The sequence below is a fragment of the Nocardia sp. NPDC051832 genome (assembly GCF_040681285.1).
Classification (GTDB): Bacteria; Actinomycetota; Actinomycetes; order Mycobacteriales; family Mycobacteriaceae; genus Nocardia.
Genome location: NZ_JBFAYL010000006.1, coordinates 326,137 through 352,876 on the forward strand (window position 1 = coordinate 326,137; position 26,740 = coordinate 352,876).

The 26,740-nt window shown below is 67.2% G+C and carries 4 protein-coding genes; 1 reads left to right on the forward strand and 3 read right to left on the reverse strand.

Features of this window, described 5'->3' with window-relative positions; translation table 11 throughout:
- Positions 1-331 precede the first annotated feature (331 nt).
- From AB0M14_RS33875 to AB0M14_RS33885, 3 genes are read right to left on the reverse strand one after another with little or no spacing between them, the layout of a single operon-like run.
- Positions 332-1,723, reverse strand: a complete 1,392-nt coding sequence (locus tag AB0M14_RS33875; RefSeq protein WP_365002874.1) for a cytochrome P450 — start codon at positions 1,721-1,723, stop codon at positions 332-334.
- The gene (locus AB0M14_RS33880) at positions 1,720-12,153 is read right to left on the reverse strand and encodes a type I polyketide synthase (RefSeq protein WP_365002877.1); all 10,434 of its coding nucleotides are present in this window, start codon (positions 12,151-12,153) and stop codon (positions 1,720-1,722) included. Before AB0M14_RS33880 ends, AB0M14_RS33875 begins: the two co-directional genes overlap by 4 nt.
- Position 12,154: 1 nt before the next feature.
- On the reverse strand, positions 12,155-25,204 hold the full coding sequence (locus AB0M14_RS33885) for a type I polyketide synthase (protein WP_365002880.1): 13,050 nt from the start codon (positions 25,202-25,204) through the stop codon (positions 12,155-12,157).
- Positions 25,205-25,623: 419 nt separating this feature from the next.
- Here AB0M14_RS33885 and AB0M14_RS33890 point away from each other — a divergent pair, with 419 nt between their 5' ends.
- The gene (locus AB0M14_RS33890; RefSeq protein ID WP_365002883.1) at positions 25,624-26,727 is read left to right on the forward strand and encodes an FAD-dependent oxidoreductase; all 1,104 of its coding nucleotides are present in this window, start codon (positions 25,624-25,626) and stop codon (positions 26,725-26,727) included.
- Positions 26,728-26,740 lie beyond the last annotated feature (13 nt).

Below are 26,740 nucleotides of genomic sequence, written 5' to 3' on the forward strand. Positions count from 1 at the left end.
ACCAGCTCCCATATCGCCGATCCCACCGGGTGCACGACCTCGTCGGTCGATACCGCGGTCGCGCCGCGCGTCAGTACCAGGAATGGGCTGGAATCGAAGCGTCGTTGTCCGGACCAGGACCGCAGAGCCGCTGACACTTTCGCTGTCATGGCCGGTGTATCCGTTGGTAGCGAGCCGGATTCGTCTCTACGGCAGTCCAGGACCATGACCTGGGCCGTGTCACTGTCGGGCCCATTCAGCGCTTCTGCCCAGTCGCAGGGCGCCACCTCGGGCAACGACGCGGGAGTGGGAATGATGGACCACTCGACTCGATGATGCTGCTTCATTTCTGTCATTTCTCAACGCTTCCGTGTAGTCGCCGTATGTTCAGCCGATAGGGCGCGGGCCGAATAGTTCCGTGTTCGTTGATCACCAAAGGTGCACCATCAGTGGTCAATTCGAAATCCGACAGGATTCGAGCGATCAGCAATGTGGCTTGCTGGAACGCGAACTGACGACCGATGCAGCTGCGCGGCCCGACGCCCCAGGGCTGGAAGAATCGCTCAGGATTGGCCCGGAGCCGGTCGGGTTCGAAGCGATACGGATCGAAGGCGCCGGCGTCCGGACCCCATACTTCTCGGTCCCGCTGCGCGGCCAGAGCCAGGACGAAAACCGTTTGCCCGGCAGGAATCCGATAACCACCGAGATTTTGGTCGCTGCGAGCTTTCCGGAGGTAGCCGGGTACCGGTGGCCACAATCTCAGGCACTCGTTGAGGACGTGCCGAACCAGCCGCATCCCGGTGACAGCCTGGTAATCGAACCCTCCGCGCGCGGATATCCCGGCGCGCAGCTCGTCCTGCAGCTGCCGGTCGGCGGCGATGAAATGCAACGCCACCTCCAGCAACGCTGCCGTGGTCTCGGCCCCGGCGACCAGGAAGGTCAACAGTTGCGCGCGTAGATTTTCCGGAGGCAACCGTTGACCGGTCTCGGGATCGCGCACTGTGAGCATCAGGTTGAGCAGGTCTTCGTCGTCCGTCGGATGCTGTACCCGATCGGCGACGATATCGTCCGCGAATCCGTTCAGCAGCTTGATATGGCGGCGCACCGTGGGCTCACGTTGCCACCTGCGGAGGATGCCGATCCCGGGTAACTGACTGCCGGCGTCCGCGGTCATTCGCAGCATGGCCGCCATGGCATCGAAGAACGCACGAGACGCGGCGCCGTCGGCGGTAGCACCGAAAAGCCCCAGATTCCGGCCGAATCCGGCACGGCCGATAGCTTCCCCCGTAGCGCGTGTCATGGCCGAATGCACGTCGACGACACCACAACCGCCGGACCATTCCGCCACGAGATCATCCGCCATCCACTGCATCGCGTGGTGATAGCGGCGCATCGCCGTCTGCGTGAATGCCGGCGTGAAGATGCGGTGTGCTTGCCCCCATAGCGGATCACTGGATTCTGCCGTGAACAGGCTACGTGGCATGAATCGCCGAAGTTCGGTCACCGGACCGTACAACTCCCGTTCCCAGTGCTGCTCGTCCGAACACTGCGCAGCGAGCCGGCCGCCCGCGGCATAGATGAAGTGCAACCCGACGACCTTGCGTTCGTAGATAGGACCGAGCGACGCGGCCAATGCCATCTCGTTCTGCAACGGGCGACGGCGGTCGATATTGCGGATATCGCCCAATAGCGGCACGCGGCCGGGCACGTGCGGGATACCCCGCCGAATCAGCGATGTCGTCATGAGATGCCGAATTCATCCGAAAGCAGGTCCAGCAACGATTCATCACTCATGGCCATGATGTCCTCCGACCGGCTCCGATCTTCATTCGCCCGACTGGCGATGCGGGTCACGTTCAATAATTTCGAGTAGAATTCGTCGCTGAGCGTCTTGCTGTCGACCATCTCCATGACCTCTTTTTCCAGGCGCGCCAAAGCGTCGGAAATACCGGTGTCGGTGAGCTGGGCAAGGATGTGCCCGGTTACCGCGTCCGTTGTCGGATAGTCGAAGATCAGGGTCGCGGGCAACCGCAACCCGGTAACGGCATTCAAACGGTTGCGAGTCTCGACCGCGGTCAAAGAGTCGAATCCCAGGTCCCGGAAGTTGCGGTCCGCATCGATGGCCGCACCACTGTCGTGTCCCAGCACGGCCGCGATCTGACCGCGAACCGCGTCCAGGACCACCGCTTGTTGTTCGGCCGGCGCCAGCCCCGCCAGCCGCTGCCGCAAACCCACCGTGCCCGGCGTGCTGCCGCGGCTGGTCGCGAGCATCCCCTCCAGCAACGGAGCCAGCGTGCCCGCGCGTGCACCGGCGGCCAGCACAGCCGTGTCCACCCTGGCAGCGACCACACCCGCATGTTGTTGGGCCACAGCGGCGTCGAACATCGCCAATCCCTGTTCGTCCGACATCGCCAGCACCCCAACACGACCCATCCGCGCGCTATCGGCATCGTCGAGATGTCCGGTCATCCCGGTGCCGGTCGCCCACAAGCCCCATGCGATCGACACCGCGGCCTGTCCACCGAGACGGCGGTGTTCGGCAAGCCCGTCCAGGAACGCGTTCGCCGCCGCGTAATTGCCCTGCCCAGCGGTGCCCAGCACACCCGCGACCGAGGAAAACAACACGAACAACGCCGGATCCAGCTCGCGGGTCAACTCGTGCAGATGCCATGCCGCGTCGGCCTTGGCCGCCAGCACCGCATCCACCCGATCCGGAGTCAACGACACCACCAGACCGTCGTCGAGCACACCCGCGGTATGCACCACACCGGTCAGCGGCGCCTCCTCGGGAACCGCGGCCAGCAACTCCACCACCGCCCCCCGATCCGACACATCACACGCCGCCACCCGCACCCGCGCACCCAACCCGGTCAACTCCGCGACCAACTCCGTCGCTCCCGGCGCCGCCGGACCACGACGACTGGCCAACACCAGCGACCGCACTCCGTACTCGGTCACCAGATGCCGCGCCAGCATCGACCCCAATCCACCGGTACCACCGGTGATCAACACCGTGCCCGCCGAAACCGCCGACACCACACCCGAATCCACCCCGGCCTCCCCCATCGGGAGCCGGACCAGTCGAGCGGAATGCAACACCCCGGAACGGATCATGACCTGCGGTTCACCACACGCCAGCACGCCGGCCAGATTCTCGACCGGGCGGCCGACGGGCAGGTCGGTGTCGACGAGCACGATCCGGCCCGGATCTTCCGATTGCGCCGAACGCACCAACCCCCACAGCGCCGCCCCGGCCAAATCCTCGACCCGCGCACCGTCCGGCGCGACCGCCCCACCGGTCAGCACCACCAATGTGCTTGCGGTGAAACGTGATTCGTTCAGCCAGCCCTGCAACAAGCCCAGCATGCCCGCGACCGCCCGGCGCACACGCCCCGGCATGCCGACATCGCCTGCGGTGCGGTCACGGAGGTCGAACACCACAACCGGTGGTACCGATGCGGTCTCGTCCCTGATCCAGGACCGGAAGTCCGCGACCGCGGTGAACACCCGCGATACCGGCACCGAGGCCCGGGTAGTGGTCTGGGTCGGGGTCCATCGCACGGCGCACAGCCGGTCGCGAGCGGTGGCTGTGCCCAACTGTCCGGCGGACAGCGGCCGTGAGGTCAACGACCCGACCGTCAGCAGGGGGTGTCCGGTGCTGTCGGTGATCTGTATCGCGACCGCACCCGTACCGGTCGGTGAGATCCGGGCCCGCACCGTGGATGCGCCGACCGCGTGCAAGGTCACCTCCGACCATGCGAACGGCAACATCACCCCGGTATCGACACCGGAATCGGTTTCCACCGCAGCCAGCACCGCGGCATGCAACACCGAATCCAACAGCGCCGGATGCAACCCGAACTCCGCGGCATCGCGCACCGAATCCGGCAACGACGCCTCGACGAACAACTCCTGACCATGCCGCCACAACGACCGCAACCCCTGGAAAGCCGGTCCGTAGTCATATCCCAGATCGGCCAGCACCGAATACATTCCGTCCACCGCCACCGGCACCACATCACGCGGCGGCCACACCGCGGGCACCTCCGGCACCGGACCGGCGATCACCGAGCTCGAGGAAAATGCGCCCCGCCGGTCGAGTATCGCCTCGGCATGCGTGACCCACTCCGCCTCCGGATCCTGCGCAGCACGGGAATACACCACCACCCTGCGCGCACCGTCTCCCTGCCCATCGGGTCCATCGACCACGATCTGCAACTGCACCGGGGTCTCGGCGGTCAACACCAACGGAGTCGTCACCGTCAACTCCCGCAGCACCGGGCACCCGACCTCCGCGCCCGCGCGCATCGCCAACTCCACGAACCCGGTCCCGGGGAACAACACCGTGCCGCCGACCGCGTGATCGACCAGCCACGGTTGCGTCGCCGGGGACAACTGCCCGGTCAACACCACCCCGCCCGAATCCGCCGACGCCAGCACCGCCCCCAGCAACGGATGCCCGGCCCCCGACAGACCCAAGGACGCCGCATCGGTGACCCCCGACGAGGTCAGCCAATACCGCCGCCGCGCAAAGGCATAACCCGGCAACTCCACCCGCCTGCCACGACCTGGCGACATCGCGTCCCACACCGCATCCACACCGGCGACGGCCAAGCGAGCCATCGAGCGCGTGAACGCGAGAACACTGTCCTCGTCGCGCTGCAACGAACCGACGATCACCGGTTCATGGCCACCGTCGGACGCCGAAGCGGCACAGATCTGTTCGAGGTCGACGCCCAGCAGCGGATGCGGGCTCGCCTCGACGAACACGCGGTAGCCGTCACGGCGCAAGGCCTGCACCGCCTGCTCGAAACACACCGTGTCCCGCAGGTTCCGGTACCAGTAGTCCGCATCCAACTCGGTCGGATCCAGGACCGTGCCGGTCACCGTCGAGTAGAACGCCGCCCGCGAAGATGCCGGCTCGAGCGACGATCCGGTCCGGGTGGGTGATCCGGTTTCGAGTACCCGCATCAGGTGCTCACGGAGCTGGTCGACCTGGGGTGAATGCGAGGCGTAATCCACTGCCACCCGCCGGGCACGGATGTCACGGCGTTCGCACTCGCTCAGCAGCGACTCCACCTGCTCGATCGCACCGGATACCACCGTCGATCCCGGGCCGTTGACCACGGCGATCGCCAGCCCGTCGAACCCTTCGATCAGCTCCCGCACCCGATCCAGGGCCGCGAACACCGACACCATCGCACCCTGACCTGCCAGCACCGTCAACGCCGCCGACCGGCCGATCACGATCCGGGCGGCCTCCTCGAGCGACAAACCGCCCGCGACATGGGCGGCGGCGATCTCTCCCTGCGAATGACCCACCACCGCATCGGGAACGAGGCCGACCGAACGCCACAACTCCGCCAGCGACACCAGCACCGCGAACAAGACCGGCTGCACGATCTCGACCTGCTCGAGCCACCCCGCATCATCGGTAGCGAGCACATCGAGCAGCGACCAATCCACCCACGGGGCGAACGCCCGATCGCACTCGGTCATCTTCTGCGCGAACACCGGGAACCGGGCCGACAGTCCCCGGCCCATCCCCAGCCACTGCGCGCCCTGGCCCGGAAACACCAGCACCGTCTTGCCGGGTCCACGGGCGGTCCCCGACACCACACCAGCGCCGGTCAGCCCCAGGGCCACCGCGTCCAAGCCCGCCAGCAACGCCGCCCGGTCCCCGCCCACGACCACCGCGCGCTGCTCGAACCGCGACCGACCGGCCAACGTCGCCGCCACATCCACCGGATCCGCCTCGGGACGCTCGCGCAGATAGTGCGACAAGCGATTCGCCTGCCCCGCCAACGCCTCCGGCGTCCGGCCCGACACCAGCCACACCACCGGCCCGTCCGCGCAGGCGTCGGTGCCGGGGTCGGGGTCGGTCACCGATTCCGGTGCCTGTTCGAGGATTACGTGCGCATTGGTGCCGCTGATACCGAACGCCGATACCGCGGCGCGGCGTGGCCGATCGACCACCGGCCAATCACGTTGCGCGGTAAGCAGTTCCACCCGTCCCGTGGTCCAATCCACATGGGTGGACGGCATATCCACATGGAGCGTCTCGGGCAGGATTCCGCGCCGCAGCGCCTGCACCATCTTGATCACACCGGCCACACCCGCGGCCGCCTGAGTATGCCCGATATTGGATTTGATCGAACCCAGCGATACCGGCCGATCCGCAGGCCGATCCTGCCCATAGGTGGCCAGCAATGCCTGCGCCTCGATCGGATCACCCAAGGTGGTACCGGTGCCGTGCGCTTCCACGACATCGACCTCCGCCGGGGACAACCCGGCGTTGGCCAGTGCCCGCCGAATCACCCGCTGCTGCGAAGGACCGTTCGGCGCGGTCAACCCATTCGACGCACCATCCTGATTGATCGCCGAACCACGCACCACCGCCAACACCGCATGCCCATTACGTCGGGCATCGGACAACCGTTCCAGCACAAGCACACCCGAGCCTTCACCGAAACCGGTCCCGTCGGCCGCTTCGGCGAACGGCTTACACCGACCATCCGGCGCCAACCCCCGCTGCCGCGAAAACTCCACAAACGTTCCCGGGGTCGCCATCACAGTGACACCACCGGCCAAAGCCAGCGAACACTCCCCCGACCGCAACGCTGCCACCGCCTGATGCAACGCCACCAGACCCGACGAACACGCCGTATCCACCGATACCGCAGGCCCTTCCAACCCCAGCACATACGACACCCGGCCCGACACGATAGCGCCGGCGTTTTCGCTCTCCGGGTAGTCGTGATACATCGCGCCGACATACACGCCGGTGTCGCTGCCCCGCAGCGTCGCAGGCCGAATCCCGGCGTGTTCGAGTGCCTCCCACACGGTTTCCAGCAGAATCCGCTGCTGCGGATCCATCGCGATCGCCTCACGCGGGCTGATCCCGAAGAAGTCGGCGTCGAATTCGGCTGCGTCGTAAAGGAATCCGCCCTCGTTCGAGTACGACTTACCCGCCGCACCGGGCACGGGATCGAAAATCCCGCCCCAACCACGATCGGTCGGGAACGTCGAGATCACGTCACGACCGTCGATCACCAACCGCCACAACTCCTCCGGAGAGGACACCCCGCCGGGGAACCGGCAACCCATCCCCACGATTGCCACCGGCTCCGAGGACAACACCGGCGACATCGATGCCGAGATCGGCGCATCGCCGGCTGGGCCGGACAACTCCCCATCGATGAACTGGCTGAGCGCCTTCGGCGTCGGATAGTCGAACACCAGGGTGGCGGGTAGTCGCAACCCGGTCCGAGCCGAAAGTCCGTTGCGCAACTCCAGTGCGGTGAGGGAATCGAATCCCAGGTTTCGGAAGGCAGTATCCACATCGATGGCGGCGATCGAATCGTGCTTGAGGACCGCCACTATCTCGCGTCGAACCAGGTCTTGGATGATCCGGCTCCGCTCGACCGCCGACGCGGCGCGAAGGCTGTCAGCCAGTCCGTGCTCACCGTGGGCAGCAGTGCCTGCCGCCCGGAGCGGCATCGACACCAAGCGCCGAAACAGCGGCGCCAGCGTCCCCGCGCGAGCCTTGTCACGAAGCGAGGGCAGGTGCCAGCGCACCGGAAGAACATGGGCCCGATCCGCGCCGAGCGCCAGGTCGAACAATGCCAATCCCGCATCGGTGTCGAGCGGCGACACACCACTTTCCGCCATGCGAGCGACATCCGTGTCCTCGAGCGAACCGGTCAGACCGCTGCGCTCCGCCCAGAATCCCCAGCCCAGGGAGATCGCGGGCAACCCTTGCGCTCGACGGAGGTGCGCAAGCCCATCGAGGAAGGCATTCGCAGCCGCGTAGTTACCCTGACCGGCTCCACCGAGGACCGCGGCGACAGAGGAGAACAGCACGAAGGCCGACAACCCGAGATCCATGGTCAACTCGTGCAGATTCCATGCCCCGTCGGCCTTGGCGGCCAGTACGGTCCGGAACCGTTCCGGCGTAAGGGATTCGACCACTCCGTCGTCCAATACCGCGGCGGCATGCATGACCGCCGACAGTGGTTTGTCTCGCGGAATCGCTGCCAGCAGATCCCGCAATGCTTGCCGGTCGGCGATGTCGCAGGCCGCCACCGTCACCGCGACACCGTGGGCGGACAGCTCCGTGACGAACTCTGCGGCACCGTCGGCGTTCATTCCCCGGCGACTCACCAATAACAGGTTCCGCACACCGTGCGCATCGACCAGGTGCCGCGCGACCGCGCGGCCCAAGGTTCCGGTAGCGCCGGTGATCAGTACGGTGCCGTCGGCCGGGAACGTTGCGACGGCCTCGGTGCCGGCCGTGCGGGTCAGGCGAAGCGCATGCAAAGCACCATCGCGTACGGCCACGACCGGCTCACCGGTGGCGAAGATCGCGGGCAGGAGGTCGGTCACGGCCCCCGGTTCAGTGGAGCTGTCACTGTCGACCAGGACGATCCGGTCCGGGTGCTCGGTTTGCGCGGACCGGACCAGGCCCCACACCGCCGCTGCCGCAGGGTCTCCCGCCGCCGAATCCAGGGTTACCGCACCGCGCGTCACGACGACGAGGCGTGATTCGTTCCCTTGCTCATCGGCCAGCCAGCGTTGCAGGTCACGCAGCACGTCCGACACGGCAGCCTGGACGCGCTCCGGCATGTCGCCCTCGCCCACCGGACAGTTGACGAATGTCACGCTGTCCGAGAGCTGGGCCGCCCCGGCGGCCCGCACCTGTTCCCAGCCGAGCTCGAACAGGGCATCAGCACGCTGCACGCCGAGGGGCCGCAGCGTGAGGGAACCGACCGACAGCACACCTCGACCGGTTCCGTCGGCGACCTGGAGTGCCACCGACTCGGTCCCCAGCGGAGTGATCCGCACCCGGAGAGCGCTCGGCGATGCGGCGGTCGACCGCACATCACTCCACGAGAACGGCACCATGCCACCGTTGCGCTGGCCCAGCGCGTGGAGAGCCGCATCGAGCAGCGCGGGATGCAGCCCGAACCATCGTGCTTGATCCACCAATGGCTCGGGTAGGGCGACTTCCGCGAACAGTTCCGCACCGCGCAGCCACACCGCCCGCAGACCGCGGAAGGCGGGGCCGTACTCCATGCCGTGGGTGGCGAGATCGTCGTACCAGTGCGAGAGGTCGAGTTCCCGCGCCCCTTGCGGTGGCCACTCGGACAGGTCGGCGACCACGCCACCGCCTGCGGACGGGACGAGTGTCCCGCTGGCATGCAAGACCCAATCAGCATCAGAGTCATGGGAGTACAGATGGAGCGACTGACGCCCGTTCTCGTCCGACTGCCCTCGATGAACCTGAACCTCGACAGTGCCCTCGCCGGGCAGGGTCAACGGAATGTGCAAGGTGAGTTCCTCGAGCAGACACTCCTCTCCGCAGACCATTTCGAGCAAGGCCGTTCCAGGGACGACATGCTCACCCCGAACCCGATGATCAGCCAGCCAGCTGTGCGTTCCTACCGACAGTCGCCCGCGCTGGATGCTCCCCTCGCTCGACGCGAGGACGACCGGAGCACCCAAGAGTGGCCGCGGTACATCCAGCCAGTACCGCCGGCGCTGGAAGGGATAGGTGGGCAAATCGACGAGGCGCGCGCCGGTGTCCTCGAAGAGCGGCCGCCAGTCGACGGCTACACCCCCGGTGTACAGCGCCGACATAGCTTGCAGGAACTGCACGAAGTCGCCCTCGTCGCGCCGCAAGGTCCCTTGTGTGACAACGTCGCTCACGGTTTCTTGAATCGCGGGGATGAGCACCGGATGCGGGCTCACCTCGAGAAAAGTCCGCCGACCACTCTCGGCCAACGTGCGGATCGTCTCGGCCAGCCGGACCGGCTGCCGAAGATTTCGGTACCAGTACTCGGCATCCACCGCGGACCCGTCGAGACGGCCGCCGGTGACCGTGGAGAAGAAGTCGATGTCGCCGGTACTCGGCGAGATGTCGCGACCGGCCGCGAGCACCTGCGCACGGATCGCCTCGACCTGGACCGAATGAGAGGCATAGTCCACGGGGAGGATTCGAGCCCGCACGCCCAGCCGTTCGCACTCGGCCACGTAGGAGTGCACGGCTTCCACAGCACCCGAGACCACGACCGAAGCGGGACCGTTCATCGCTGCCACGCCGACCCCGTCCCAGGCGATATCCGCGGCAGCCAGACCGATCGAAGCCATGGCACCACGGCCGGACAGGCCGTCCGCAATCGCCTTGCTACGCAACACGATCAAACGAAGCGAGTCTTCGAGCGACAACAGCCCCGCCACACACGCGGCAGCAATCTCCCCCTGGGAGTGCCCGACCACAGCGGACGGTGTGACACCCATCGACCGCCAGAGCGCCGCCAACGACACCATCACCGCGCACAGCACCGGCTGTACGACATCGACACGCGCCAGCAGCTGTTCATCCGCCAACGCCTCCCGGAGCGACCAATCCACCAGCCCGGCGAATACTTGCTCGCACTCGGCCATTCGAGCGCCGAACACCGGCATGGACTCCCACAGGCCGAGCGCCATGCCCACCCATTGGGAGCCTTGCCCGGGGAAGACCCAGACCACCGAATCCGTGGTGGCGGCGGTCGATACCGGAAGGAATCCGTCGGCAAGTGCGCGCAGCCCGGTCATGATCTCGGTACGGCCCGAACCTTGCACTACTGCACGACATTCCAGTGCCGGGCGGAGCGCGCTGGAGTAAGCGATATCGAGGGTCGAAACGGGGGAATCCCGCTCGATCCGATCGAGCAGTCGCACAGCCTGCGCGCGCACAGCAGCAGCCGACCGACCCGACACCACGACCGGGACGTGCGTGCGGACACGACCACCGGCATCAGCCTCCGCTGCTACGGGGACCTCTTCCAGAATGACGTGCGCATTGGTCCCGCTGATGCCGAACGAGGAGACCCCGGCCCGGCGCAGCCGGCCCTGCTCCGGCCAGGCGATCATCTCGGTGGCCAACCGCAGGGGACTCGCATTCCACTCGAGATGTGTTGTCGGCCGGTCGATGTGCAGGGTGGGTGGGATCGTGCGATGTCGCATCGCCATGACCATCTTGATCACGCCCGCGACACCGGAAGCCGCCTGGGTATGGCCGATATTGGACTTCACCGATCCCAGCCACAGCGGCTGATCGGCAGCGCGACCCGCACCGTATGCCTCGTCGAGGGCATGCAATTCGATCGGATCGCCCAGCGGAGTGCCCGTCCCGTGCGCTTCGATCAGGTCGATATCGGTGGGTCGCAGGCCCGCGGCGGACAGCGCCGCGCGGATGACCTGCACCTGGGACGGCCCGTTCGGCGCGGTGAGGCCGCTGCTCGCGCCGTCCTGGTTGATCGCGGATCCGCGCACCACCGCGAGGACCGGGTGTCCGAGTCGCCGCGCATCCGAAAGCCGTTCCAGGACAAGCACACCGACGCCTTCGGCCCAACCGGTGCCATCCGCCTCGGCGGCGAACGCCTTGCAACGGCCGTCCGGTGACAACCCGCCCTGACGCGAGAACTCCAGGAAAACATCGGGCGTCGACATCACGGTGACACCACCGGCCAGCGCCATGCCGCACTCCCCCGACCGCAGCGCTTGCGCCGCCAAGTGCAGGCCGACCAGCGAGGACGAGCAAGCGGTATCGACCGTGACCGCCGGACCCTTCAAGCCTAGGAAATAGGAGACTCGACCGGACGCCACGCTGGGCAGGCTGCCGGTGAGGAGTTGTCCGGCGAAGTCGCCGGAGTCATCGAGAAGTCGTGAACCGTAGTCGTTGTACATGACGCCGAGGTAGACACCCGTGCGGCTGCCCGCGAGCGACAGCGGATCGACACCCGCGCGCTCCAGCGCCTCCCAGGACACCTCGAGCAGCAATCGCTGCTGCGGATCCGTCGCCAACGCCTCCCGTGGGGACATGCCGAAATGGCCGGCATCGAATTCCGCTGCCTCGTACAGGAAACCGCCGGTAGTAGTGGTACTGCGCAGGAGCGCCTCGGGATCCCAGCCGCGGTCCGTGGGAAAGTGTCCGACCGCATCCGCCCGGCCGGTCACCAGCTGCCACAAATCGTCCGGCGAGGACACCCCGCCCGGATAGCGGCAGCCCATTCCGATGATGGCGATGGGCTCGGCGGCTACCGATTCCAGTTCGGCTATCCGACGCCGCGCACGTTTCAGCTCGGAGGTGGCGCGCTTGAGGTAGTCGAGGAGCTGTTCATCACTCATGTCAGGGCTTCTCCAGCGCTCCGTCGATCATGGCAAAGAGGTCTTCCGCTGTCGCGTCGGCAAGCTCTCGGTCGTCGTCCGAACCCTCCGGATCGGATAGGGACAAGCCGGACAACATTTCCCGCAGCCGGACCGCGATCGCGGTGCGCAGCTGAGCGTCGTCCACCGATCGCAGCGTGGTCTCCAGGCGGTCCAGCTGCGTGACAATCGGTGGCGGGCTGGGTGTTTCGCGGTCCGCGATCCGTTCCAGGAGATGCGCCGCCAGGGCGGACAGCGTCGGGAAGTCGAACATCACGGTGACGCTCAGCGCGAGGCCGGTAGCGGCGATGACGCGGTTGCGCAGCTCGAGGGCGGTGAGCGAGTCCAGGCCCAACTCCAGGAAGCCGCGGTCCACTGGCACCGAGTCGGGCTCGCGATGTCCCAGCACCTCCGCGATCTCGGTGCGCAACAGGTGCCGGACGGCCATCTCGCGTTCGTACGTCGGCAGCGTGCTCAGGCGCTCCCGTAACGTCTGCGAACTGTCGTCGGGACGGTGCTCCAAGCGCCGAATTCGTTTGGGAAGCAGGCTGTGCAGCAGGGCCGGCGCCGCTTCGGCTGCCAGGCCGGCCAGGTCGAGGCGCATCGGCAGCAAGTGGGGCGATTCGGCGGCGAGTCCGGCGTCCAGCAGAGCCAAGCCTTCTTCGGTCCGCAGTGCTCGCAGTCCCCACCGTGCAAGTCGTCGCAGCTCGGTGTCGCCCAGCCGCCCGGTGATTCCGCTCTGCTGCTCCCACAGACCCCAACCCAGTGATACCGCGGGCAGTCCGCGGTATCGGCGGTGGTGCGCCAACGCATCCAAGAAGGCGTTCGCCGCGGCGTATGCGGCCTGTCCGGCAGTGCCCATCGTTGCCGCAACGGAGGAAAACAGCACGAAGGTCGAAAGATTCGCGTCGCGGGTCAGCTCGTGCAGGGTCCATGCGGCGTCCATCTTGGTAGCCAGCACCGCACGCAATCGTTCCGGTGTCAGCGCGGAAAACACCGCGTCATCGACGACGCCGGCAGCATGGATCACCGCACCCAGCGGGCGGGCGGCCGGGAGGGCCGACACCACCTTTTCCAGTGCTGCCCGGTCGGCGACATCACAGGCCACGACATCGACAGTGGCGCCTGCTGCGGTGAGTTCCGCGGTCAGGGCAGCCACACCGGGAGCGTCCGGGCCTCGTCTGCTGAGCAGCAGCAGGTGGCGGGCCCGGTGGCGGTTCACCAGGTGCCGGGCGATTTCGGCACCGAGTCCGCCGGTTCCCCCGGTGATCAGCACGGTGCCGTCCGGATCGAATACGTCCGCCTCGGGTGCGATACCCCGTGTTCGGGACAGACCGGGAGTAAGCAGCTTCCCATCGCGAACTGCGATCTGGTCTCGGCCGGTCGCGAGCACGGCAGCGAGGAGTGCGTCCGTATCCCCCGTTTCGTCTATGTCCACCAAGACGATTCGGCCAGGATTCTCGGTCTGCGCCGACCGGACCAGTCCCCAGACAGTCGCACCCGCCAGGTCTATGTCGTGTCCCTCCGCTACCGCCATCGCGCGGCGAGTCAGCACAACCAAACGGCCGTCACCTGCTGTCGCCAGAAACTTCTGGACCTGTCCCAGCACGGACTCGGCGACGGCGTGCACCATCTCGACGCCTGCCGAACGAGCCGGCTTCGCTACCGAAATGAGCACCGCGGGACTCGTTTCGGCTGGTATCGCCGGGTCTATCTCCGACCAGTCGACTTGGAACATCATCGATTCGAGCGGGGCCGCCGCCAGCGGTCGAAGCGTCAGCGAATCGACGGACATCCACGAAACGCCGTTGTCATCAGCAAGATTCAATGCCACGGCATCCTCGCCGAGAGCGGTGATGCGCACACGCAACCGATGGACCGGAGTAGCCACGGCCCGCACGCCACTGAAGGAGAACGGCAGGACAGGGCCTCTTGTGACGGCCAGCACATGCAGTGCCGCATCCACCAAGGCCGAGCGTGCTCCCGAGACGCCGGTCCCTTCGCGCAGCTCTACTTCGACGAACAGCTCTGTTCCGCGACGCCAAGCGGCGCGCGCATTGCGGAATCCGGGACCGTATTCCAAGCCGACCGCGGCGAGTTCGTCGTACCACGGTGCGACATCCAGGGTTTCGGCCTCGGCCGGCGGCCATTGCGCAAGATCGGCGACGTCGGCCTTCGGAGGTGCGGCGGCCAAGAGCCCGGTGGCATGCAATTGCCACTCGCTGTCGGTACGGGCATGCAGCCGCACAGAGCGCCGACCGAACTCGTCGGGATCTCCTACCGCGACCTGGATTTCGGTTTCGTCGCCGTCTGGAACGACGACGGGGCTCAGCACGGTCAGCTCATCCACGACCTCGGCTCCGACCGCAGCGCCCGCCTGGAACGCCATCTCCAGCAACGCGGTTCCCGGCACGATCACCTGGTGCCGCACTCGATGGTCGGACAGCCACGGATGTGTCCGTATCGACAATCGCCCGGTGAGCAGGACACCCAGCCCCTCGGCCGGTTCCACCACGGTGGTCAATAGTGGGTGCTCGGCACTGGCATCGAGCCAGTACCGCGCACGCTCGAACGGGTAGGTCGGCAGGTCCACTCGCCGAGCACCGGTGCCGGCGAATACCGTGGACCAATCCACCTCCACACCACTGACATGCATTCGACCCAGCGCGGATACCAGCGCTTCGATCTCGGGCTGCCCGCGCCGCATGGTCGGTACGAGCAGGGCGTCGGCGGATTCCGGGAGACACTCCTCGATCATCGGAGTGAGCACCGAATCGGGACCGATCTCTACGAACCGGGTGACGCCCTCGCCGGCCAGAAAGGCGGCGGTGTCGGCCCATCGCACGGTGTCACGCACATGGCGCACCCAGTATTCGGGCTGCTGCGGTGCCGCGGCCACGAGCGCCAGGACCGGCTCAGCGAAGTCGAGGTTCGCCACGATCGAACGGAACTGCGGCAGCATCGGTTCCATCAACGGGGAGTGGAAAGCGTGTGAGACGCGTAGCTGCCGAGTTCTGCTTCCCCGAGCCGCGACTTGGCCGGCCACCGCACGCACATGGTCCTCGGTGCCCGCGACGACCACTGATGATGGGCTGTTGACGGCAGCCAAGGAGACCGAGTCCTGATATCCGGCCAGGAGCGGCGCTACCTCTGCTTCCGTGCCATGGATGGCAACCATGGCTCCACCGGCAGGCAACGCCTGCATCAGTCGACCGCGCGCCGCCACCAGGGTGCAGGCGTCCGGCAGCGAGATCACACCGGCCACGTGGGCCGCCGCGATCTCGCCGATCGAATGTCCGGCCACGAAATCCGGCCGCACACCCAAGGATTCGAGCAGCCGGAACATAGCCACCTCGAACGCGAACAGCGCCGGTTGCGTCCACTCGGTCTCATCGAGCAGGTCGGCCTCCGCGGCCATGACCTCGCGCAGCGACCGGTCGAGATGCTGATCGAACTCCGCGCATACCTCGTTCAGCACGCTGTCGAACACCGGGAACAGTGCCGCCAGATCCTGGCCCATGCCCACCCGCTGCGAGCCCTGACCGGTGAAGACGAACGCGGTCTTACCCCGATCCCGCACGCCTGACGCGACTTTCGTCGCTGCCATGCCGGCCGCGACCGAAGTCAGTTCCCGACGCAGTTCGTCGGTATTCGCCGCGATGACGGCCGCACGATGCTCGAGATGTGACCGAGTGGTTGCGGCGGAGAACGCGACATCCACTGCCGAATGGTCGTCGAGGGCCGACACTATTTGCTTGGCCTGCCTGCGCACTGCCGTGGGAGTCCGGCCGGAGAGCAGCAGGGGAACCGGGATTGATGCTCGTGGCGTTTCTTCCGGCGGCGGGGCAATGGCTGGTTCTTCGAGGATCACGTGCGCGTTGGTGCCGCTGATACCGAAGGACGAGACGCCCGCCCGCCGGGGCCGGTCGACGGCAGGCCAGTCGCGGTCGGCGGTGAGCAGCTGGACCGCACCGGAGGACCAATCCACGTGGGGTGACGGCTCGGTCACGTGCAGTGTCTTCGGTAGCCGACCGTGCGACATCGCCATGATCATCTTGATCACGCCCCCGACACCCGCGGCGGCCTGGGCGTGCCCGATGTTGGATTTGAGCGAGCCCAGCCACAGCGGTTCGCCGGCTGGGCGATCCTGTCCGTAGGTCGCCAATATCGCCTGCGCTTCCACGGGGTCACCCAACGGCGTCCCGGTCCCGTGGGCTTCGACCACGTCGACGCCGGAGGAGGACAGTCCCGCACTGCGGAGGGCCTGCCGGATCACCTGTTCCTGCGCGGGGCCGTTCGGTGCGGTGAGTCCGTTGCTGGATCCGTCTTGATTGACCGCGCTGCCGCGCAGGACCGCGAGGATGCGGTGTCCGTTGCGTCGCGCATCCGACATCCGCGCCAGCACGAGCAGACCCGCGCCCTCGGCCCAGCCGGTACCGTCCGCGGAGGCCGAGAACGCCTTGCACCGCCCATCGACGGAAAGCGCCCGCTGCCTGGAGAACTCCACGAAGGTGGTGGGAGTGGCCATCACGGTCGCCCCGCCCGCCAGGGCGAGGGTACATTCCCCTGCCCGCAGCGCCTGTGCGGCCAAATGCAGCGCCACCAGCGACGACGAGCACGCCGTGTCCAGCGAAACCGCCGGGCCTTTCAGTCCCAGGCAATAGGCAATCCGTCCGGACACGACACTCGGGGCGCTGCCGAGGAACAGATACCCTTCCAGCGCACCAGGATTCTCGAGCGCTCGCGTCGCGTAATCGCTGTACATGACGCCGGTGAACACACCGGTATCGCTACCGCGTATCGAGGTCGGCGGAATTCCCGCGTGTTCCAGTGCCTCCCAGGCCACCTCGAGGAGCAAGCGCTGCTGCGGGTCGGTCGCCAGCGCCTCCCTCGGCGACATCCCGAAGAAGTCGGCGTCGAAGTCTGCGGCGTTGTCGAGGAATCCCCCGAATCGCGTGGAGCTACGCTCCGCCGCCGCAGGATCAGGGTCGTACAGACCATCGACATCCCAGCCACGGTCCCGGGGGAACTCCGCCACTACGTCGACACCATCGGCAACGAGCCGCCACAAATCCTCCGGCGAGCCAACGCCTCCCGGATAACGGCAGCTCATGCCGACAATCACAATCGGATCTTCGTCGTGGCGGGTCACTGTTGGCACCGCCGTCGGAGCCGGTGCGGTACCGAATAGCCGGCCGGTCAGAAAGGTGGCGAGTTCCTCGGGTGTCGGATGGTCGAATACGAGGGTGGGCGGCAGCCGAAGGTCGGTAGCCACGGCGAGCGCGTTGCGGAGTTCCACTGCGGTCAACGAGTCGAAGCCCAGGTCGCGGAACGCGCGGTCCGGGTCGATCGCGATCTCGTCGCCATAACCCAGCACCGTGGCGACTTGGGCCTGCACTAGACGTCGCATCTCAGCGGTCCGGTCTCGTTCGGCCACACTGTGCCACCGATCTCGAGCCGTGCCCGTCGCCGGAGTGGGTGCGGACGAATGACGTTGGCCCACGGAATAGTTGAGGCGCGCAGCCGAGATATGTGCCGGAAGAACATGGGCGCGCCCGAGCCCCAAGGCCAGATCGAACATCCGCACGCCTGCCTCCGCCGAGATCGGCCGCAGACCGCGCGCCGCCAGCCTGCGGCGGTCGGCCACCGTCAGCGCGGCGGTCATGCCCGCGACGTCCTCCCACGGACCCCACCCCAGCGAGACCGCCGCCAGGCCCTGCGCGCGCCGCTGCTGGGCTAGCGCGTCGAGAACCGCGTTCGCCGCGGCATAACCTGCCTGACCCGCGGTACCCAAGCTGGCCGCCACCGAGGAGAACAGCACGAAACCGGACAGGTCCAGGTCCTTGGTCAGTTCATGGAGGTGCCAGGCGGAATCCACCTTCGCGGCCAGTACCGACTCCACGGAATCCATGGTCAGCGCGGTGAATACGGCGTCGTCGAGCACGCCCGCGGCATGCACGACAGCCCGCAATGGTGCCTGCGCCGGGACTTCTGCCAGAACCGCCGCCACCGCGCTTCGGTCGGCCAGGTCCGCTGCCAGCACGCTGACCGACGCGCCCAACCCGCGCAGCTCCGTGACCAGCTCGCTCGCGCCTGGGGCAGCACCACCACGTCGGCTTACCAGCAACAGACTGCGTACCCCGTGCCGAGCCACCAGATGCCGGGCGAGCACGGCGCCCAGCGCACCGGTGCCCCCGGTGATCAGGACTGTCCCCTCTGGACCGAAAACCTCGGCAGCCGAACGCGTTTCCGGGGCCGGGGCGAGTCGCGGCGCGGACATCCGACTCGCCCGGATCACGACTTCGGACTCACCGGTGGCGAGCACAGCGGACAGCAGGTCCTCGACCCCCTCCGGATCATCGGTGTCCACGAGGACGACCCGGCCCGGATTCTCGGTTTGGGCGGAGCGCAGCATTCCCGATACCGCCGCGCCTGCCAGATCATGGCCGTCGAGGGCCTGGTTGGTGACCACGACGATCGGTGCGTCCCCTGGCGCGGCCAGATGGGATTGCACCGTCTCCAGCACCGAGCGGACGAGCCGGCGAACCGCTGCGGGGGTGTGCTCCGCACTATCGCCGAAGGCATTGAGAACCACCGCGTTACCGGCAGTGTGCGTCGATCGGACGGCAGGCAGCTGTACCCGGTCGATGACGAACACCGAGTCCTCGGCGAGTCCCGATGCAGGCTGCGCCCGCAAGGTGACCTGGGCCGAAAACACCGGAAGGCCGCCCTCGGATTCGCTGACTGTCACAGCGAAGCGGTCGGGGGCAATCGCAACGATGCGCGCTTGCAGGTGCCTGCTCGTCGACGGACGGATCTGCACCTGCGCCCAGACGAACGGGATTTTCGGCTGTCCCTGGCTGTCCCCCAACACCTCCGGTCCCAATGCGTGCAGCACGGCATCGAGAACTGCGGGATGTACGAGGAAACCGGATCGAGCGGACAAATCCTCCGGCAGCGCTACCGTTGCGACAACTTCCGGACCGTGCTGCCACACCGCACGCAGCCCTTGGAACGCCGGCCCGTACTCCAGACCGACCTGCGCCAGTTCGTCGTACCGATGCGTGAGATCCACTGGCACGGCGTCGACGGACGGCGGCGCCACCGGGTATGTGACTGTCTCGGTTGCCGAGCCGAGCAGACCGGTGACATGCAGTTGCCACGGTTCCCCCGTTACCCGAGAGTGCAGGGCGAATGATCGCTCCCCCACCTCGGTGGCGGCGCCCACCGATATCTGCAGTTCCACCGCCGTCGTCTCGGGAACTACCAGCGGTTGCCGCAGCGTCAGCTCGGCCACCACCGGACAGCCGACGCGATCGCCGATCCACGCGGCCATTTCCGCCAGTGCCGTGCCCGGCAGCACAGGCCGGTCCCACACCCGGTGGTCGAGCACCCAGGAATCCTGCCGCGCCGACAATCGCCCGCCGAACAGGACGCCCCCACTGTCCGCAACAGCGGTGACGTGCTCGAGGAACGGGTGCTCGAGCCGGTCCGAGCCCGGACGGCCGGGCGCGACCAGCCAGTGGCGGCGGCGCTGGAACGCATACGTCGGCAGTTCGATCAGACCGGCGGCGGTGCCCGCGAAGACCTTCTCCCAGTCCGGACCACTACCGTTCAGGTGCAGGCGGCCCAGGGCGGTGAGCAGGGCGGCATCCTCGGGACGGTCCGCGCGCATTGTCGCCGTGACAAGCCATTCTTCGTCCGGAAACCGGTTGCTCTCCATCATTTTGGTGAGCGTCGCGTCCGGACCCAGCTCCACGAAGACAGTGACGCCGCGCTCGGCCAGGGTCCGAATCGCGTCGCGGAACCGCACCGGCTCGCAAGCGTTCCGAACCCAATATTCCGGCGAGCCGAGCTGATCAGCATCAACCGCGTGGCCGGTAAGGGTGGAGATGACCGGGATTCGCCCGGCGCTCGACCGAAGGCCGCGCAGCGCGGTGGCCAGGTCGTGGGCGATCGGCTCCATCAGCGAGGAGTGGGAGGCATATTGCACACGCAACCACGCGGTGTTGCGACCTTGCGCGGCAAAGTGATCGACGATCTGGGCCACCGCGGGCTCGGATCCCGAAATCACCACGGAGTGCGGGCCATTGACTGCCGCGAGCGAAGCTCCGACGGTCAGCAACGGCAGCACCTCGTGCTCGGCGGCCGCCACGGCCGCCATCCTCCCGCCCGCGGGCAGCGCCTGCATCACTCGGCCGCGGGCCGCGGCCAGTGTGCACGCATCGGACAGGGACAGGACACCGGCCGCGTGGGCGGCGGCGATTTCACCGCTCGAATGGCCGACCACGAGATCCGGTCGCAATCCCCAGGATTCCACGAGCCGGAACAAGGCGACTTCGAGGGCGAACACCGCGGGTTGGGTCCACTGCGTATCGTCGAGCAGCTCGGCCTCCGGCGAACCCGGCGCGGCGAACATGATCTCACGGAGCGGACGACCCAGGTGCTGCTGAAGTTCGTCGCATACCTCGTTCAAGGCCGTGCCGAACACCGGAAACCGTTCGGACAGTACGCGTCCCATGCCGAGGCGTTGCCCACCCTGTCCGGTGAACACGAAGGCCGTCCGGCCCCTGGACCGCTGCCCGCGGACCACGTCGGGCGCCCACAGGTCGCCTGCCACCGCTTCCAGGCTGTGCAGCAGGTCTTCCCGATTCGACGCCGTCACCAAGGCCCCGTGCTGGAAAACCGAGCGCCGGGTGAGCGAGGTATAGGACACGTCGGTCAGTCGCAATCCGGGATGCGACTCCAGGTGTTTCCGGAGCCGGAAAGCCTGATCGCGCAGGGCCTGCGGCGTCCGGCCGGAGATCGCGACCGGAACGACGGGCAATTCCGCCGCGGTAACGTCGCGCTCGTCGAGCGCGGGCGCTTCTTCCACGAGGACGTGCGCATTGGTACCACTGATGCCGAAGGAAGAGATACCCGCGCGACGCGGCACGTCGCTCGACGGCCACTCCTGTGCTGTGGTGAGAAGTTCTACGCCACCAGCAGACCAATCCACATGGTGTGAGGGCTCGTTCACATGCAGGGTCCGGGGCAGGATGCCGTGCCGCAGTGCCAGCACCATCTTGATGACACCGGCGACGCCCGCGGCCGCCTGCGTGTGCCCGATATTGGACTTCAGCGAACCCAGCCACAGTGGATTCGTCGCGTCACGGTCCTGGCCATATGTCGCGAGAACGGCATCGGCCTCGATCGGGTCACCGAGCCGGGTGCCGGTGCCGTGTGCCTCCACCACGTCCACATCGCCGGTCGTCAGGCCGGCATTCGCCAAAGCATCACGAATTACGCGCTGTTGGGACAATCCGTTCGGTGCGGTCAGGCCGTTGCTTGCCCCGTCCTGGTTTATCGCGGTACCCCGGACCACGGCCAGCACCTGGTGTCCGCGTTGTCGTGCCGCGGACAACCGCTCCAGCACCAGAACGCCGACGCCCTCGGCCCACCCGGTGCCGTCCGCCGCGGCGGAGAATGCTTTGCACCTGCCGTCGGCCGACAGCCCGCCCGCTCTGGCGAACTCGACGAACATCCCCGGCGTGGCCATGAGGGAAACTCCGCCGGCCAACGCCAGCGACGACTCCCCCGATCGCAGGGCTTGCGCGGCGAGATGCAGTGCGACCAGCGACGACGAGCAGGCCGTATCCACGGTTACCGCAGGGCCTTCGAGGCCGAGCGCGTAGGCCAGGCGCCCGGAGATGACGCTGGACGCGCTCCCGGTCAGCGCGTGTCCCCCTAGGCTTTCCGGCACGTCCGCCAGGCGTGGGAGATAGTCCTGTGCCATCGCGCCGACGAACACCGCGGTGCGACTTCCTCGCAGTGCCACCGGATCGATGCCTGCTCGTTCCAATGCCTCCCACGCTGTTTCCAGCACCAGTCGCTGCTGGGGATCGGTGGCCAGCGCTTCCCGCGTGCTCATGCCGAAGAACTCCGCGTCGAAATCGCTGTGGCCGGTGAGGAAGCCGCCGAACTGTGGTACCGAGTCATCTACCTCCCAGCCCCGATCCTCCGGAAACCCGGTAATCGCATCGGTGCCGTCGACCACCAACCGCCACAACTCATCCGGTTCGGACACTCCGCCCGGTAGCCGGCACGCCATGCCCACGATGACGACGGGATCGGAGTCGGCATTCGGTATCGAGGTGCGCCGGCGTCCGGCAGACCCAGCGCGCAAGTGCTGCACCACGGCGGTAATGGTGGGATAGCTGAACGGCAGGCTTGTCGGCAATGGCAGGCCAGTCGACCGTTTGAGCCGTCGCACCAGTTCGACAGCGCGTGCGGAGTCGAATCCGAGGTCGCGGAAGGTCCGGTCGGGATCCACCGTGGCGGCATCGCCGTGCCCGAGCACGACCGCCGCCTGCGCGCGCACCAACTCCAGCAGCGCACTGCCCCCGTCCCCGCGCCGTACATCGCCCAGCTCGAGCAGATCGACTGGCGCAGCAGTGTTTTGGTCAACCTGGTCGTCATCGAACCAGTGCCGTTGTCGTTGGAACGGGTAGGTAGGCAGGTCGAGCACCCGGGCACCGGCGCCATCGAAGACGGCCCGCCAGTCCACCGGCACCCCGTACGCGAAAAGCTCGCCCAGCGCCAGCAGGAACCGCCGGAACTCGTCCTCATCCCGGCGCAACGTGCCCTGCACGACCGCCTCCGGCACGGTCTCCTGCACCGGCATCGTCAATACCGGGTGCGGACTGACCTCCACGAAAACCCGATGGCCTGCGGCAGCCAATTTCCGGACCGCATCCTCTAGACGTACCGGCTCCCGCAGATTCCGATACCAATACTCGGCATCCATCGACGACGGGTCCAGCCGGCCGCCGGTCACCGCGGAGTAGAAGGCGATGTCACTCGGATGTGTCACGACATCGCGCCCCGCCGCCAGCACGGCCTCCCGAATCAGCTCCACCTGAGGCGAATGCGACGCGTAGTCGACCGGGATCACCCGCGCGCGAATCCCACGGGCCGCACAGTCCGCGACATAGCCGTGCACATCGGCAACCGCACCCGACACCACGACACTGTCCGGACCGTTGCGTGCCGCGACGGTGACGCCCGCACAGTCGACCGCTCCCGCGGCCACAGCGATCGATGCCATCGCGCCATGACCCGACAGCCGATCGGCGATCGCGCGACTGCGAAGTACGCTCAGCCGCAACGCATCCGGAAGCTCCAGCAAGCCGGCCGCGCATGCCGCCGCGATCTCACCTTGCGAATGACCCACCACCGCGGCCGGAACCACACCCACCGAGCGCCACAACTGCGCCAACGACACCATCACCGCGCACAACGCCGGCTGCAGGACATCCACACGCCGCAACGCCTGCTCGTCACCGAGCACGTCACGCAACGACCAATCCACCAACCCCGACAGCAGACGCGCACACTCGTCCATCCGCGCCCCGAAAACCGGCGACGACTCCCACAACCCCTGAGCCATCCCCACCCATTGCGAACCCTGCCCGGGGAATACCCACACCACACCAGAGCCGGAAACGACCTCACCCGCAACCACATCGGCCGCAGCACCGCCGGTGGCCAACGCACGCAGACCAGCGCACAGCTCACCACGATCCGACGCCACCACCACCGCGCGGTGCGCGAAGTGCGTGCGCCGCAGAGCGGTCGAAGCGCCGATGTCCACCGGCACAGCGGCGGGCTCGGCCAGGACGAAGTCCAGCAGCCGTGCGGCCTGAGCACGCAAAGCCTCGGCAGTTCGCCCCGACACCGCCACCGCCACCGCGGTAGCACCTTCTTCGCTGGCGGCCGGTCGGCCGGGATCGGGCGCAGCGGCCACAACGAGGTGACAGTTCGTGCCACCGACGCCGAAGGACGAGACGCCCGCCAGCGCCCGGTCCGCGGCAGGCCACGCACGCAAACGGTCGTTGAGGCGCAGCAGCCCGGCCGCGAAGGGAATGTCCGGGTTGGGCTCGCGGTAGTGCAGGCTCGGTGGCAGCGCTCCGTGCCGGATCGCGAGCGCGGCCTTGACCAGCCCAGCGATACCGGCCGCGCTTTCCAGATGACCGATATTCGTCTTGACCGATCCGACTATCAGCGGGTTCGCGTCGTCACGACCCGGCGCGAACACCGAAGCCAGTGCCCCTGCCTCGATCGGATCCCCCACCACCGTTCCGGTCCCGTGCAATTCGACATAGTGCACGTCCGCCGGATCGACACCCGCGCCGGCGTACGCGCGACGGAGCAGGTCCGTCTGCGCCTCGACACTCGGTGTGGTCAGGCTGTCGCCGCCGCCATCGTGATTCACGGCCCCACCGAGAATCACGCAGTAGACAGGGTCGCCGTCGGCAAGAGCGTCGGCGAGCCGCTTGAGCACGACCATGGCGCCGCCCTCGCCTCGGACGAAACCATTGGCGCGCGAGTCGAAGACATGGCACCGGCCATCCGGCGAAAGCACCCCGGCACGAGCCAGCGCAAGGCCGCCGTCGAGCGCGAGATTCAGGTGCACACCGCCCGCAAGCGCCAGATCGGACCGGCCGGAGCACAAGCTCTCGACAGCCCACTGCACCGCGACCAGCGACGACGATTGTGCGGTATCCACCATGACGCTGGGACCGCGTAGACCCAACGCGTGGGACACCCGATTGGCGATCAAGCTGCGGCTCGAACCGGCCAGCGTGTGCTCGGAAACCGCCTCGGGACCGCCGTCGTGCACAAGTGCCGCGTAGTCGTCGCCGGCGGCGCCGATGTAGACGGCGACCTCGTCAGCCCGCAGTCGGTCCGCGACTATGCCGGCGTCTTCGATTGCCTCCCAACTCAATTCGAGCGCGAGACGCTGCCGGGGATCAGCCGCCGCGGCCTCCGGAGGCGACATCGCGAAGAACTCGGCATCGAAACGGTCCACTTCGGCGAGGAAGCCTCCGCGACGCAGCACGGCCGCCTCGGGAATCTCGTCGAGGCGCCACCGCCCGGCGGGCATCTCGGAGGTCGCGTCCACTCCGTCCCGCAGCACCTGCCAAAAGCTTCGGGGGTCGGCAGCACCGGGGAACCGGCAGGAAAGACCCACGATCGCGATCGGCTGGCGCATAATCTGTCCCCTATCCAAGTCGAGCGAAGCTGGGCTGCGATCAGCCACACACGGTCCTGACGGCGTCGGTCGCCGCTACCACCCGGCGCGTTGAGAGCACATTTGCTGCCGCACGTTCGGCATGTGGTTCCCCACCCCTGACCCCCAAAGTCGTTGCGGCACCAAACCGGACCATCCGAGCCCGCCAGTACGGCTTCCCCAAGATAGAACGCGTTCCATAATCACGCAAGCAGAGAATGACGTGAAACTCCTGGTACTGCATAAACTTTCGGGATCGACGAAACACTAGACAGTGGAACCTGTTATCGATACAGTTCGGCGTTGAGTATCGGGACGGGGATTGAAGGGGTTGTCCGAGCGGGGATTCGGACGCGCTCGTCGTCGCATTCACCGCACGATGATCTGGATTGGGAGGGATGATGAACGGACGGACGAGGCGCGCAGGAATCGTCGGCGGCGGAGTCGGCGGGTTGGCGACCGCCATCGCGTTGCGGCAGGCCGGGTGGCAGGTCACGGTGTTCGAGCAGGCGCCGGAATTCGGCCGAGCCGGGGCCGGAATTGTTCTGCCCGCCAACGGCATCGCCGCCCTTGACGCCCTCGGACTCGGGGAACGGATTCGTGAGCATCAAGTACCTGATCGAAGCTCGCAAATACGAACATCGACCGGCCGCACGCTGATGAACTTTCAGTTGAGCGACGCGATGGGCTACCAGGGAATGATCCTGCTCGCGCGATCAGATCTCATCGCACTACTGGTGGATGCCTTGCCCAGCGAGTGCATTCACACGGACGCAACGGTGCGGGCAGTGCGCGAAAACGGTGTGGTGGAAACCGATTCCCGCACCGCGGAGTTCGATCTGGTGGTCGCGGCCGACGGAGCCCATAGTGTCGCGCGGCAACAATTGTGGCCGGATGTCTCGCTGCGGCATACCGGAGTCACCGCCTGGCGTTGGATCGTCGAAGGCCTGTCGACGGACTACGCCGGAATGGTGTGGGGTCCGGGCGGTGACGTCGGGATATACCCCATGCCTCGCAATCGCACCATGGTGTGGGCCGCGGGCCGACCGGGCGTCGACGACCTGGACTACTATGCCGACTGGCTCGACCCGGTGCCGGAATTGATCGCCGCCGCCGATCGAATAGTCCGCAACGACGTTGTCTACCTGCCGGTTCCGCGTTCGCTGGTTCGTGGCCGGGTAGCGCTGGTCGGCGACGCGGCGCACGCGATGGTGCCGTACAACGGCCAGGGCACCTCCGTGGCCTTGGAAGATGCCGTCACCCTCGCCGCATGCGCGCCGAACCTGGCGGCCTACACCGCGGCACGGCGTCCTCGCGCGCAGTACATGAGTCTGATGGCGCGGTATGGCATGCCCACACCCGCGACAAGCAGAGCCGCCGTGATCACCGCCCCGATGGCGGGATTGTTGCCGAACCGGTCGTTGCGGTGGGCCGCGCGCGCGGGAGTGCGGGCGACGACGACCTGGACCCCACCGGAGATCCGGCCTCGCGTCTCCCCGCACTGATCCCGAATCTGGA